This window comes from Candidatus Thiodiazotropha sp. AKAK2 (genome assembly GCF_058244685.1).
In genome coordinates, this window is record NZ_JBSYOP010000022.1 from 221,862 (window position 1) to 234,427 (window position 12,566).

The following is a 12,566-nucleotide window of genomic DNA, read 5'->3' on the forward strand; positions in this document are numbered from 1 at the left end:
GCCGCTTAGAAAGAGCCTTTCAAACCCTGTAGCTTGGCTCGGAAGGATTCAACCACCCGCCGGTTGTCAGTTGAATCGAACACAACGGTCGGGACAAGCACCACCACCAGTTCTGTTCGTTTACTGAAACTCGACTCCTGACCAAACAGCCAGCCAATCAATGGCAGCTTGCTTAAAAACGGCAGACCAGAGGTGCCTTCGTTATCCCGGTCGGTGATCAGTCCTCCGAGCACCAGAACTTCTCCATTTTTCACCGCTACGGTACTGTTGATCTTTCGGGTCGAGATGGTCGGCGAGCCCGAAGTACTGGAGGCCTCCACGTCAGAGACATCACTGACCTCCTGGGTTACATCCAGCGTCACCAGGCCACCTGGGTTGACCCGTGGTGTCACTTCCAGCATGACACCGGTTTCACGATAGCTGATGCTGTTGATAATGGGTGAATCGGAATCCGTGGTGGACTGACGCTGCTGATCAATGATAGGGACTTCATCACCTACCTGGATCGAGGCGGTTTCATTATCCAGCACCATCACAGATGGCGAAGAGAGCACCCGGATCAGAGAATCTTCGGCTAGGGCATTGAATACCGCCCTGACATCCGACGCTGAACGCAGAACAGAAAAGTTGAAGCCGGGCAATGTATTGCCCAATAGAGTGGATGTGCCACTGCTTAGCACCCCTTCACCAAGATAATTTGAACCCACATCCGAATTGAAAGCCCACTGTAATCCATATTTGAACTCATCCTGCAGGGCCACTTCGATGATGGTCGCCTCCACCATCACCTGAAGCTGGCGCACATCCAGTTTCTCCAGAGCATCCAGCATGTTGGCGTACTGGGAGGGGGTTGCAGTGATCACCAGGGAGTTATGCTTATCATCTGCGACAACCCGGATCTCGCTCTTGGCCTCACTGCCCCCGGCACCAAAAAAGGTCATACGAGCCACAGAAGTTGAGGACAGGCTCTTCGACTCACTGTCGGTTGAACTGCTGAGGGTCTTTTTCGTCTTGCCGGGGGCCACCTCGGCGGATTTACTCTTTTTCTGGGTTGCCCCTGAAGCGGAGAAGAGCTGCTGCAGCATATCCGCAAGCTCCACGGCCTCCCCATTCTGTACTCGATAGACATAGAGCTTCTGTCCACTGCCCGACTCCTGGCTGTCGACCCGGTCGAGCCTGGGTATCCACTCAGCAACCCTGTCCAGGTAGCGCTTCTGCGGAGTGACCACCAGAATCCCGCCAGCCTCATCCACAGGCACCACCCGGAACATACCCTCCAGGGGGTTGGTATCGATGCTGCCGACAATCGCCTGCAGCTCCTTGGTCACACTGGAGACTTTGGCATATTTGAGGGGGAAAAAACCGACTGACAACCCTTCCATCCAATCCACGTCGAACAGCTGAATGGTCTCCAGCAGTCCGGCCAGCTCACCGCCGGTGCCGCCCAACACCAGCAGATTGCGGGTGGCATCGACCCGGATCACGCTGTTGACCGGTGCCAGGGGTTGGAGAATCTGCGCCATCTCCCGTACACCGATGTATTTCAACGGCACCACCTGCAGGGCATAACCCGCCGGTATCGGTGCGCTGTCATCTGCCAGCCTGGGAACCTGCTGACCCTGGATCGCTTTGCTCAGGGGCAGAATCCGGTAGATCCCGTCAACCAGCACCATGGCTGCACCATTCATTCGCAGCAGGGTCTCCAAGGTGGGCAGCAGATCCGTTCGACGCAGGGACTTCCCGGTCTGGATGGTCACCTTACCCTTTACTGCCGGATCGAGAATATAGCTCTCGTCGAGTAACTCACCGAGTACGGTCTGCACCACTTCCCGCAGATCCGCCTGTTCGAAATTCAGGGTGATGTCACCGGCCGCTGACTCTGCAATACCCTTGCGGTCGCTGGCCCGGCCCTGTTTGACAAACCTGCCGGTGCCGTAATAGATCTCCGGTTTCTCGGCTTTCGAGCTGGCCTGTGACGGCCGCTCCCGGCCAAACGTCTCAACACCGGCATCCTTGTCCTCCTTCGGCCGGCCCGGTATTAAATGGCCGGGAGGAACTTGGCTTTTTCCATGGCTCGGGCCTTCAGTGTCGGAACGACTGTTGAGGTTGGCACAACCGGTGACGAAGACCAGCAGGAGGAGAGGGAGGACGGTGTTAATTGACATCAGATGGTGTTTGTCTGCAAAAGATTACTCTTGGAAAAAAGTTTGCCCGGATAGGCTAGCTACCGGGCAATCGGGCATTTTAGCCTGAATGGGCCCGCCGGTCACTTGAGAGTTAAAATCAGGCTTGAGAGTTCCGCCCAAACCGAGGTTGGTGCGCAGCGTGGGCCTGCACCAGCTGCTATTACGCCTGGTGTTGTTGACAGTCATCGACAGAAACGATGCTGGCTTATCGGCAAAGCCCCTGTTCCACTTCGTTACGCATCTCTCTGCCCTGCAGTTTTTCAATCAATTCCAGGGCAAAATCCATGGCAGTTCCCGGACCTCGGGAGGTGATCACCTTCTCGTCACTGATCACCGCATCGGACTTCACATCAACCTGCGGCAGGTTCATGCCGTCGAGCACACCCGGATAGCTGGTCGCCTGACGCCCATCCAGCAGACCAGCGCCAGCCAACACCTTCGGTGCCGCACAGATCGCAGCCGTGTACTTACCCTGCTGATGCAGCTGCTTGAGGATTGCATGAATCCTGGGATCCGCATCAAGGTAGTCTGCGCCAGGCAAGCCGCCAGGCAGCACCACCATATCGAATTCATCCGCATTGACATCATCAAGGGTGGTATCGGGTAGCAGTGTCACACCACGTGACGCCTTAACCGGATTCTCATCGAGCCCGGCGGTGACCACCGTCACACCGGCCCGGGTCAGCAGGTCGGTGATGGTGACAGCTTCCAGCTCTTCACACCCTTGCGCTAGGGGGACGAGGACGCGTGCCATTGTAGACTCCTGTGTTTGATGATTTCAGAAACCGGGATCAGTTCGATCCCCTGCTGTTTAAGTTTAGGCAATTCTTCCTGCAACACATCCAGTGTCGCACCGTATGGGTGGCCGATGCCGATCGCTTCACCCCGCTCCCGGGCGATCGCCACCAACTTCTGGAGCTGCAATCTGATGAGTGACTTTTCCGGCACATTGTCGAGAAACACATCCCGACGTCCATTACTGATCAGATGGCGCTGCGCCACCCGTTCGGCCACGGTCAGTTCGGTAGTGCGGCTGTCGATAAAATAGAGCCCCTGGCGGCGTAACTCCGACATGATCCAGCGCATCGCCGTGGGATCCCGGGTGAGCAGGCTTCCCATATGGTTGTTGACACCGGCAACATAAGGCACCGAGGCGAGATTGCGCTTCAGGGTCGCGACAAAGTGGGATTTGGGCATCGCCAGGGTCAGCGCCCCATTCCCCAATGGATTACCCAGATCGGACTCCATGGGCAGATGCAGCATCACCTCTTTGTTGAGCTCGTGGGCGCGGATTGCCAACTGCCAGGTAAAGGGGGTTTGCGGCAAAAAAGCGTAGGTCACCGGACCGGGCAGATTGATCGCTCTTTCACCGGCGGCTTTCTGATTGCCCAGATCATCGATGATCAGACCGATCCTGACCGGGCGCTCCAATTGAGGATTCTGCTGAACCTCAGCCTTGAGGGCAGGGGAGAAGGCGATAACCATCCATAGCCCGATCAGAAGCAGTCTGTTCATCGGGTGTTTGGCAAAGGCCGACTGTTACAGCACACACTGCCCTGCTGGCAGTGCGAGCCTCTGATGTCACGCAATCGAATGGGATAGTGCACAAGTTGTCGGTATTTTTATCCCGCCCCTTTTCTGGCATTCAAAATGGCAAGACCCTTCAGCAGATTCAACGCCTCACCCAGTTGATAATCTTTAGCGGCCACCGACTCAACCCCTTGATCCGAATCGGATGCCTGGTTGTCCTCACTCTCCTCGTTACCGTTCTCCAGGTGTCCGGTCAGATTCGACTCCTTGATCGGGCCAACCTGATCTTTCTCCACCTTGGAGAGGGTAAAGTCCTCCAACTCGATATCCGGTTTGATCCCTTCCGCCTGAATCGAACGACCGGATGGGGTGAAGTAGCGTGCGGTGGTCAGCTTCACCGCGGCGGTATCGGTGATCGGAATGATGGTCTGGACAGAACCCTTGCCGAAGGTCTGGCTGCCCATGATGACGGCGCGCCCATGATCCTGCAGCGCTCCCGCCACGATCTCCGAAGCGGAGGCAGAGCCTTCATTCACCAGCACCACAATCGGCGCACTTTCGAGCACATCATCCGGTGCCGCTTCGAAACGCAGCTGGGAGTCGCTCTCACGTCCCTTGGTATAGACAATCAGGCCATCTTCGAGAAAGGCGTCACTGACCGAGACGGCCGCATTCAACACCCCGCCCGGATTGTTGCGCAGATCCAGCACCATGCCCTGCAGATCCCCCTCGGATTCACCTTTCAACTTGCGCAGCACTTTCAGCATGTCTCTGGCGGTATGGGTTTGAAACTGAGAGATCCGTAAGTAGGCAAAGCGATCATCCAACAGCCGGCTCTTGACACTGGCAACCCGGATCACGTCCCGCACCACGGTGATTTTGATTGGCTTCTCTTCCCCTTCACGGATGATGGTCAGCTCCAGGGGGGTGCCCGGCTTACCGCGCATCAGGGCAACCGCCTCATTCAGGCTCATGCCCTTCACCGGTGTCTCATCGAGACGTACGATCAAATCACCACTGCGTACACCGGCCCTGGCCGCCGGCGTGTCATCGATCGGCGCGATCACTTTGACAAAGCCGTCTTCCATGCCCACCTCGATGCCCAGGCCACCGAATTCCCCTTTGGTGCCGACCTGCAGATCCTTGTAGTCTTCCGCATCCAGATAGTTGGAGTGGGGATCTAACCCGGAAACCATACCCCGGATAGCGTTTTCCAGCAGCACCTCGTCATCCACAGGCTCCACATAGTTTGCCTTGATACGCCCGAAAATATCCGCAAAGGTTCTCAACTGCTGCAGTGGCAGGTTGTTCTTCGACTCCCCATCCTCTTCTGCAGGCAGTGCCAAAGGTATCAGCATGGCAGCCATCAGTATCAGGCTGAAACCCAGTCGGTTATTCCGCAAAACGGCTTTCATCATCTGCTTTTCCTACATTTGTGCCGCTACACTGTAGCAGGCTCATGATTCGATGCGGCCGGATCATCTCCAGAGGGCCAGCCTATGCGCAACCCGCCGCTTGAAACTCACTGCTGACCGATCTCCATCCGAGATCCTCAGCGTAACGCCAATCTATTGCTCTGTGTGTTGTGAGTAACTGGATAAAAAGATAGTTCCTTCACAGCCTTACCCGCAATCACCCGCCCCCGGATCCGACGACACCACTGGGTTGGATTTTTTGGCTTACCATTGTGCCGAATACCAAAATAGACACCCGATGAGGAGCGACCCCCGCTATTACCCACCTGAGCAACCACCTCACCTGGCTCCACCCACTCACCGGTCTCTTTGAAGAGGCTCTGATTATGCCCGTAAAGACTCATAAAGCCTTCACCATGATCAATGATCAACAACAGACCAAAGCCGCGTAACCAGTCGGCAAACGCCACTCTGCCGTGGTGAATCGCCCGCACCTCCTGTCCTTCCGGTGCGGAGATCAGCACCCCGTCCCATTTCAGTTTACCCACCTCCCGAGTGGAACCGAAGCGGGCCGCCAGCTTACCGCTGGATGGCCAGGGCAGCTTGCCTTTGCGCTTTTGGAAGGAGACATGGGCGGTTGGATTGATCGGAATATCCACCAGCGCCTGTTGAATCTCCTCCAGCAGAGACTGCAGTTGTTTCTCGTCTGTTTTCAGACTCTGTAACTCCTGACCTTTGTTCTTCAATCGGCTGTTGAGGCTGGCAATGATCTTTTTACGCCCGGACTGGGCTGCTTCGAGCTGTTTTTTCTGTGTCAGGTTTTTCGATTGGAGCTGTTGCAGGCGCTGCTCCTCCCGAGCAATTTTCTGTTCAATCGTATTCAATTTCTGCAGATTCACCCGAATCTGTTCCATCTGTTTCAGGCGGGCCGTACTAAAGTAATCGTAATACACCATCACCCGACTGACTACTGCTGGATCTTGTTGATTGAGCAGGATTTTCATTTTTTCCTGCCGCCCCATGGCGTAGGCGGCGCGAAGCTGTCGTTCAAGCGATGAACGATGTTGGTCCAGCCGTAGACGGGCATCGGCACGCTCACCTTCCAGCTCCGACAGGCGACGCTGCTGACGTTTCAAACTCAGTCTGGTAACCCGAATCCGGCGCGCAAGGGTACCGATCTGCGTCTCCATCTCCTGCAGCGCCTGACTCTGCTCTTCCCGTTTGCCTTCGGTGCTGCGTAACTGCTGCTGCAGTGTCTGAATCTTGCGCTTGACCTGTTCGAGCTTTGTCTTTGCCTCCTCTTCAGAGGCCTCCGCTGCGACCTGCAGCGCCATCAAGGCGAGACAGCATCCAACACAGAGCGCCGCAAGGCGACTCAGACACAACACAGATTAGGCCTCATCAAACTCAATCAGAGACCGCCCCTTCATCTCATCCGGTTGTGACAACCCCATGATCTTCAGCAGGGTCGGGGAGATATCGCAGAGTGCACCGCCCTCAAGCAGCTGGGCGTTGTGCCGGCCGATATAGACCAGCGGCACCGGGTTGGTGGTATGGGCCGTATGAGGCTGATGGTTGATATGATCCTCCATCTGTTCCGCATTGCCGTGGTCGGCGGTGACCAGCATCTCGCCATCGACCCGATGCAGTGCCTTGAGCACCCGGCCCAGGCAGTGATCCAGGGTTTCGATGGCCAGCTTGGCCGCTTCGAATTTGCCGGTATGGCCCACCATGTCACTGTTGGCGAAGTTGCAGATGATGGCGTCGTATTTACCACTCTCGATGGCCTCGACAAGATGGTCTGTCACCTCTTCCGCGCTCATCTCCGGCTTCAGGTCGTAGGTCGCCACCTGGGGCGAGGGCACCAGAATCCGGTCTTCACCTTCAAATGGTTTCTCACGTCCGCCATTGAAGAAGAAGGTCACATGGGCATACTTCTCCGTCTCTGCCAGACGCAGCTGCAGCAGACCCTGTTTGGCAATGTATTCACCGAATACATTACGCAATTTCTCGGGAGGAAAGGCGACCGGGATATCAAACTGCTTATGATAACGGGTCAGGCTGACAAACTCCGCCAACGCCGGTACCCGCTCTCGTTTGAACGCTTCAAAGTCAGCCTCAACGAAGGATTTGGTCAGCTGTCGCGCTCGGTCCGCCCGGTAGTTGAGGAACAGCATCACATCCCCATCTTCCACTCTGGCTGGGGATGCACCGGCCGGGGTTACCGAGGTTGAAAGGACAAACTCATCGGTCTCACCCCGCTGGTAGGCGTCCTGCAGTCCGGAAACCGCATCTTCCACCTGATAAGCCGCTTTACCATCCACCAGCAGATTGTAGGCCTGCTCCACCCGCTCCCAGCGGTTATCCCTGTCCATCGCGTAGTAGCGTCCGATCAGACTGGCGATCCGGCCCACACCCTGTGACTCAAACACCTCATTCAGGGCGACCAGGGATGCTTCGGCACTTTTCGGCGGAGTATCCCGTCCATCCAGGAAAGCATGGAAATAGACCTGTTTGGCGCCACGCTCGACCGCCAGTTTGACCATTGCATGGATGTGCTCTTCATGACTGTGCACCCCGCCGGGAGAGAGCAGACCGAGCAGATGCACGGTCTTGCCGTTCTCGACAGCCTTATCGACGGCTGTGGTCAAAGTCTCATTGGTGAAGAATGAACCGGTGCGGATTGAGCGGGAGACCCGGGTAAACTCCTGGTAGACGACTCGGCCGGCCCCCAGGTTGAGATGCCCCACTTCGGAGTTGCCCATCTGGCCACCCGGCAGCCCCACGGCAGCCCCCGCCGTGGTAATCAGGGTATGTGGATGCTCACGCCACAATCGATCCCAAACCGGAGTACGGGCTTCTGTGATGGCATTTACTTCTGTGTCTTCACTATAACCCCAACCATCCAGAATGGTCAGGACGACCGGTTTAGGTCTGTCGCTCATGTTGATTCTCTTCAATAAAGACTTTTTAGCGCGGTAAGCGGTGATAAAGGGTGGTTAAAAAAACTGTCTGACATTAAGTCGCCAATTAAATCACCAAATACCTGACCAGACCAGAAAACCCGTACCATTTCATCAATCTGAAATAAAGATTGATGGTTTTTCTTTCAAACTGCGTGATAAATGGAGATTCCCTTTAAATTGTAAGGCTTGAGATGGTAATGAAACGCCCTTGAAAGCAAAAAATGGATAAAAAGTAACCAGATTAAATAAAGGGGTTCTCATTGCCACGAAAAACAGCGTATTATTGTATTAGTTACTAATAAAAGGCTGGACGTATATGGAACACAAGTACAGTAAAAGCGCCCAACCCCTGGAGTTGGATGAACCTGACGGCATGAGTAATCTGTTTGCCACAGATGACGATGTTGACCGCGCCTCCCGCTCGCTGAAGGCCATGTCACATCCTCTGAGGTTGAAGATTCTATGCACCCTTGGCGGTCAGGAAGTCAGCGTCCAGGAGATTGTCGAGCAGGTGGGCACCTCTCAGAGCAATATCTCGCAGCATCTTGCGATTCTGCGGGACAAGGGCATTCTCGCTTCGCGCAAGGATGCCAACCGGGTCTACTATCGGGTCAGCGATTTCCGCACCCTGAAGTTGATCGGCATGATGCGGGAAGTCTTCTGTACCCACACACCCTGAGCACTCAGCAGCCAAACCACCTCCTGCCGCTGCCCCGTACAATCAGTTAAAGTACCCCATGGCTGTGCACTGCACAGCCAATTTTATCCGCTCTGGCCACACACCCCTTAACCATTGCTGCTGGCTGGTATAAACTCCGCTCCCTGTAGAACAATCAGCTGCACATGAGGCGCCGAATGGAACAACTCATCGAATTTGCGATGAATCACTGGGTACTCGTCACGTCCTTTTCACTGGTCGCGGGCCTTTTGATCTTCAATCTCTCTCACAGCGACAAGAACGCTGTCGGGCCCTCTGCCGCCACAGAGTTGATCAACAGCCGAGAAGCGGTGGTGGTCGACGTGAGGCCGGCAGCGGACTTCAATAAAGGCCATATCATCAATGCCATCAATATTCCCAGCAATGGCTTCGCCAGCCAGATCGGGGCGTTGAACAAGTATAAGGACAAACCGATCATCGTCAGCTGTCGGTCCGGCGCCCAGTCATCCGCCGCCTGCCAACATTTGAAGAAAGCCGGGTTTGAGGTGTTCAACCTAAAAGGCGGTATACTCGCCTGGCAGAGTGACAACCTGCCTGTCACACGCAAGAAAAAGTAGTCTCACCACCAGGAAACCAACATGACCGAAGAAGCCAAGCAAGACGCGCCGAACCGAGAATTTGCCGTTCAACGCATCTATACCAAGGATATCTCTTTTGAAACCCCCAACTCTCCGGCTGTTTTCCAGCAGGAGTGGAAACCGGAAACCGCGGTCAATCTGAATACCGAAGTCAACAAACTCAACGATGATGTTTTTGAGGTCACCCTGACGGTCACGGTCACCACCAAGCTGGGTGAGCAGACCGCCTATCTGGCGGAAGTCAAACAGGCCGGAATCTTCACCGCCAAGGGTTTCCCGGAACAGGAGATGGGGCCCCTGCTCGGCGCCTTCTGTCCCAACCAGCTGTTTCCCTATGTGAGGGAAGTGGTCTCTGACCTGATCACCAAGGGCAGTTTTCCGCAGATGGTATTGCAGCCGGTCAATTTCGACATGATCTACGCTCAACATCAGCAGGAACGGGCGAAACGCGCAGAGACAGAGGCTGAAAGCCAAAGTCAGCATTAATGAGCGGTGCCAGGGAACAAGCCGTAGCGGTTCTGGGTGCCGGTTCCTGGGGGACCGCACTCGCCATACTGCTGAGTAGCGAGGGACAGCCAGTACGACTCTGGGGGCATCTCAAAGCCGAAGTCGATGCGCTGCTCGAGGACCGGGAGAATCGACACTTTCTTCCAGGCTACCCGCTGCCTCCCTCCCTCACCCCGGAAGCTGACCTGCAGCAAACCCTGGCACAGGCCTCGGAGGTGATCATCGCGGTACCCAGCCACGCCTTCAGCGCCGTTATCAAAGCCATTGAACCACTGATCGATGGCAATCCAGGAATAGCCTGGGCCACCAAGGGATTTGAACCGGGCAGTCAGCGGCTGCTCAGCGAAGTGGCCGCCAGTCATCTGCCTGGCAGGGATCTGGCCGTCATCTCAGGTCCCACCTTTGCCGGTGAAGTGGCCAAAGGACTGCCGACAGCGATTACGGTTGCCTCAACCAATCCGACACATGCCGATCGCCTGGCCAACAGGCTGCATACCTCATGGTTTCGCGCCTATACCAGCAGCGATATGATCGGTGTGCAGGTAGGTGGTGCAAGTAAAAACGTGCTGGCGATCGCTGCCGGTATCGCCGATGGGCTTGGATTTGGCGCCAATACCCGTTCCGCACTGATCACCCGTGGCCTCACCGAAATCATGCGCCTGGGGCTGAGACTCGGTGGAAAATCCGAAACCTTCATGGGGCTGGCCGGATTGGGCGACCTGCTGCTGACCTGTACCGACAACCAATCCCGCAATCGCCGTATGGGGCTTGCCCTGGCCGAGGGCCAGACGCTCGAGACCGCGAGGGCGAAAATCGGTCAGGAGGTTGAGGGTGTGCATACCGCCAAAGAGGTTTACGCCCTGGCTCAGCGGTTGCAGGTCGAGATGCCGATTTCAGAACAAGTCTATCGTGTACTCTATGAGGGTCTGAGCCCGAAGACCGCGGTCCACAACCTGCTGGACAGAAGCCAGAAGGCAGAGGGGCTCTGAGCTACCGCCTCAACCGGGGCATACTGAGACCGAATGGTGCTGACTAAACCAGCCATTGGTGGGGCATGGCCCCACCCTACACTCTGAATTCAACAGTAGGGTGGGGCCATGCCCCACCAAAAAACCTTTGATACGCTCGATGCAATGTGTGTCTTGGCGCTTAAGTAAGTGCCAATCGTGCTGAGACCCAATTAATCATTTACCACCGAGATAGTCACACTGCCGCCAGGCTTCATACAGGATCAATGCCACCGCATTTGAGAGATTGAGACTGCGACTGTGAGGCTTCATCGGAATGCGGATGCGCTGCTCGGGATCCAGCGCCTGTAGGACTTCTGCCGGCAGACCCCGGCTCTCAGGGCCGAACAGCAGGGCATCGCCAGGAGTGTAGTCAACGGCAGCATAGCTACGATGCCCCTTGGTTGTGCAGGCAAACAGTCGCTTCGGCCTCACCTCGGCAAGGAACTCATCAAGCGAAGTATATTCCCCAATATCGGCCCATTCATGATAGTCGAGACCTGCCCGCCTTAAACGTTTATCATCCAGCTTGAAACCCAGGGGGTGAATCAAATGCAATTTGCTGCCACTATTGGCACACAGGCGTATGATGTTACCTGTATTCGGTGGGATCTCCGGCTCAAAGAGTACGATATGAAACACCCCACCCTCCTAACTGAAGATTATATAAAGGTTCATGAGCAGCAATAGCCAGCCAACATTGAATACCGATTTTTGTGGTATGACGTTCAACAGCCCCATTGTTCTCCTCTCCGGGTGCGTCGGATTTGGTGAAGAGTACACAAGGGTAAACGGGTTTAGCAATCGGGATGTGGGGGCTGTCTGCCTCAAAGGAACAACCCAGGATGCCCGTCTGGGCAATCAACCCCACCGGGTCTACGAGACACCTCAGGGCATGCTCAACGCCATCGGACTGCAAAACCCCGGGGTTGACCATGTGGTCAATCAGATACTGCCCAACCTGGACTTTACCGAAACCCGCTTCATCGCCAATGTCTCAGGATCGAGTGTGGAGGAGTACTACGAGGTAACCCGCCGCTTCGATGACTCACCCATCGATGCCATTGAGATCAACATCTCCTGTCCGAATGTAAAAGAGGGGGGAGTGGCCTTCGGTAACGATCCTGTGATGTCCGCCAGGGTGGTTGAGACCTGTCGCAAAGCGACAGATAAACCGCTGATCACCAAACTCTCCCCCAATCAAACCGATATAGCATCCAATGCAAAGGGGTGCATCGAAGCCGGGAGTGATGCCTTTTCAGTGATCAACACCCTGATGGGCATGGCAATCGACATCGAGAGCAGAATGCCCATCATCGGCAATAACCAGGGAGGATTGTCAGGTCCTGCGATCAAACCTGTGGCACTGCTCAAAGTTCATCAGGTTTATCAGGTCTGTAAAACCCATCAGATCCCGATCATCGGCCAAGGTGGCATCACCACGGCTGAGGATGCCCTGGAATTCATCATTGCGGGCGCCAGTGCTGTCGGTATCGGTACTGCACTGTTCTACGATCCACTGGTGTGCAAATCGATCAATACAGGTATTACTGATTACCTTAAATCCCATCAGCTCTCCTCAGTGGATCAGCTGGTGGGTACACTCCAGATGAATCAATCACAACCCAGCAAGTGTGGCTGTTGATCATCACGAAAGGA

The 12,566-nt window shown here is 55.5% G+C and carries 12 protein-coding genes; 5 read left to right on the forward strand and 7 right to left on the reverse strand.

What is annotated here, in order from left to right; genetic code table 11:
- Nucleotides 1–5 precede the first annotated feature (5 nt).
- The 6 genes from gspD to gpmI form a co-directional block, all read right to left on the reverse strand.
- Nucleotides 6–2,165 carry a type II secretion system secretin GspD gene (gene gspD, locus AC4IE8_RS09820; RefSeq protein WP_490790909.1) on the reverse strand — a complete coding sequence of 720 codons (2,160 nt, stop codon included), beginning with the start codon at nt 2,163–2,165 and terminating at the stop codon, nt 6–8.
- A 226-nt stretch (nt 2,166–2,391) separates the two neighbouring features.
- A complete protein-coding gene (locus AC4IE8_RS09825; RefSeq protein WP_068994694.1) occupies nt 2,392–2,940 on the reverse strand; it encodes a DJ-1 family glyoxalase III in 549 nt (182 codons plus the stop codon).
- Nucleotides 2,916–3,701 (reverse strand): divergent polysaccharide deacetylase family protein, encoded by a 786-nt coding sequence (locus AC4IE8_RS09830; protein ID WP_068994695.1) that lies wholly within the window; start codon nt 3,699–3,701, stop codon nt 2,916–2,918. Before AC4IE8_RS09830 ends, AC4IE8_RS09825 begins: the two co-directional genes overlap by 25 nt.
- Nucleotides 3,702–3,808: 107 nt before the next feature.
- Complete coding sequence (locus tag AC4IE8_RS09835) at nt 3,809–5,134, reverse strand: S41 family peptidase (protein ID WP_490790910.1); 1,326 nt, start codon at nt 5,132–5,134, stop codon at nt 3,809–3,811.
- A 134-nt stretch (nt 5,135–5,268) separates the two neighbouring features.
- A complete protein-coding gene (locus tag AC4IE8_RS09840) occupies nt 5,269–6,519 on the reverse strand; it encodes a murein hydrolase activator EnvC family protein (RefSeq protein WP_490790911.1) in 1,251 nt (416 codons plus the stop codon).
- Nucleotides 6,520–6,522: 3 nt separating this feature from the next.
- Nucleotides 6,523–8,076 carry a 2,3-bisphosphoglycerate-independent phosphoglycerate mutase gene (gpmI, locus tag AC4IE8_RS09845; protein ID WP_068994698.1) on the reverse strand — a complete coding sequence of 518 codons (1,554 nt, stop codon included), beginning with the start codon at nt 8,074–8,076 and terminating at the stop codon, nt 6,523–6,525.
- Nucleotides 8,077–8,470: 394 nt separating this feature from the next.
- On the opposite strand from gpmI, the gene AC4IE8_RS09850 reads away from it, so the two are divergent.
- The 4 genes from AC4IE8_RS09850 (at nt 8,471) to AC4IE8_RS09865 (ending at nt 10,889) form a co-directional block, all read left to right on the forward strand.
- Entirely contained in the window at nt 8,471–8,776 is a 306-nt protein-coding gene (locus tag AC4IE8_RS09850; protein ID WP_068994832.1) for an ArsR/SmtB family transcription factor, read from the forward strand.
- Between the two features lie 176 nt (nt 8,777–8,952).
- Nucleotides 8,953–9,372 (forward strand): rhodanese-like domain-containing protein, encoded by a 420-nt coding sequence (locus AC4IE8_RS09855; RefSeq protein ID WP_068994699.1) that lies wholly within the window; start codon nt 8,953–8,955, stop codon nt 9,370–9,372.
- A 21-nt stretch (nt 9,373–9,393) separates the two neighbouring features.
- A complete protein-coding gene (gene secB, locus AC4IE8_RS09860; protein ID WP_490790912.1) occupies nt 9,394–9,879 on the forward strand; it encodes a protein-export chaperone SecB in 486 nt (161 codons plus the stop codon).
- Nucleotides 9,879–10,889: an NAD(P)H-dependent glycerol-3-phosphate dehydrogenase gene (locus AC4IE8_RS09865; RefSeq protein ID WP_068994701.1), complete on the forward strand. Its 1,011-nt coding sequence runs from the start codon at nt 9,879–9,881 to the stop codon at nt 10,887–10,889. The genes secB and AC4IE8_RS09865 overlap by 1 nt, the downstream gene beginning before the upstream one ends.
- 195 nt (nt 10,890–11,084) lie before the next feature.
- On the opposite strand, the gene trmL is transcribed toward AC4IE8_RS09865, so the two are convergent.
- On the reverse strand, nt 11,085–11,549 hold the full coding sequence (gene trmL / locus AC4IE8_RS09870) for a tRNA (uridine(34)/cytosine(34)/5-carboxymethylaminomethyluridine(34)-2'-O)-methyltransferase TrmL (RefSeq protein ID WP_490790913.1): 465 nt from the start codon (nt 11,547–11,549) through the stop codon (nt 11,085–11,087).
- A gap of 34 nt (nt 11,550–11,583) precedes the next feature.
- Here trmL and AC4IE8_RS09875 point away from each other — a divergent pair, with 34 nt between their 5' ends.
- Nucleotides 11,584–12,552: a dihydroorotate dehydrogenase gene (locus AC4IE8_RS09875; RefSeq protein WP_068994703.1), complete on the forward strand. Its 969-nt coding sequence runs from the start codon at nt 11,584–11,586 to the stop codon at nt 12,550–12,552.
- The last annotated feature ends 14 nt before the right edge of the window (nt 12,553–12,566 follow it).

What these genes read in the sequence shown, in the direction of transcription:
- AC4IE8_RS09875 (WP_068994703.1), top strand. Translation starts at nt 11,584, where the DNA reads ATGAGCAGCAATAGCCAGCCAACATTGAATACCGATTTTTGTGGTATG.
- AC4IE8_RS09850 (WP_068994832.1), top strand. Translation starts at nt 8,471, where the DNA reads ATGAGTAATCTGTTTGCCACAGATGACGATGTTGACCGCGCCTCCCGC.
- AC4IE8_RS09855 (WP_068994699.1), top strand. Translation starts at nt 8,953, where the DNA reads ATGGAACAACTCATCGAATTTGCGATGAATCACTGGGTACTCGTCACG.
- AC4IE8_RS09825 (WP_068994694.1), bottom strand. Translation starts at nt 2,940, where the DNA reads ATGGCACGCGTCCTCGTCCCCCTAGCGCAAGGGTGTGAAGAGCTGGAA.
- AC4IE8_RS09865 (WP_068994701.1), top strand. Translation starts at nt 9,879, where the DNA reads ATGAGCGGTGCCAGGGAACAAGCCGTAGCGGTTCTGGGTGCCGGTTCC.
- gspD (WP_490790909.1), bottom strand. Translation starts at nt 2,165, where the DNA reads ATGTCAATTAACACCGTCCTCCCTCTCCTCCTGCTGGTCTTCGTCACC.
- AC4IE8_RS09835 (WP_490790910.1), bottom strand. Translation starts at nt 5,134, where the DNA reads ATGATGAAAGCCGTTTTGCGGAATAACCGACTGGGTTTCAGCCTGATA.
- gpmI (WP_068994698.1), bottom strand. Translation starts at nt 8,076, where the DNA reads ATGAGCGACAGACCTAAACCGGTCGTCCTGACCATTCTGGATGGTTGG.
- AC4IE8_RS09830 (WP_068994695.1), bottom strand. Translation starts at nt 3,701, where the DNA reads ATGAACAGACTGCTTCTGATCGGGCTATGGATGGTTATCGCCTTCTCC.
- secB (WP_490790912.1), top strand. Translation starts at nt 9,394, where the DNA reads ATGACCGAAGAAGCCAAGCAAGACGCGCCGAACCGAGAATTTGCCGTT.